Here is a 400-nt window from a genome sequence, read left to right on the forward strand (position 1 = left end):
GTTCTCGCGCTTCATGGAGCTCTGCCTGTATACCCCCGGCTGGGGCTATTACAGCGCCGGCGCCAGCAAGTTCGGTGGCAGTGGCGACTTCACCACCGCGCCCGAGCTCGGCAGCCTGTTCGCCGGCAGCGTGGCCAATGCGCTGGCGCCGGTGTTTGCCCAGCTGGGTGCGCAGGCGCGGATGCTGGAACTGGGCGGCGGCACCGGCGCCTTCGCCGAGGCGGTGCTGCTGCGCCTGGCCAAGCTGGACGCGCTGCCGTCGCGCTACGCCATCCTGGAACCCAGCGCCGACCTGCGCGAGCGCCAGCAGCAGCGCCTGCAGCAGAACCTGCCGGCCGAGCTGGCCGCGCGCGTGGACTGGGTCGACCGCCCGTTCGAGGAGGACTGGGAAGGCGTGGTG

General features: G+C 72.0%; 1 protein-coding gene. It reads left to right on the plus strand.

Translation table 11 applies throughout. From position 1 onward, the window contains the following. On the plus strand, positions 1-400 hold a 400-nt coding region (locus GL263_RS29350; RefSeq protein ID WP_182858480.1), incomplete at both ends, for an SAM-dependent methyltransferase.

This window comes from Streptomyces durbertensis (assembly GCF_014156695.1).
In the GTDB taxonomy this organism is placed as follows: Bacteria; Actinomycetota; Actinomycetes; order Streptomycetales; family Streptomycetaceae; genus Streptomyces; species Streptomyces durbertensis.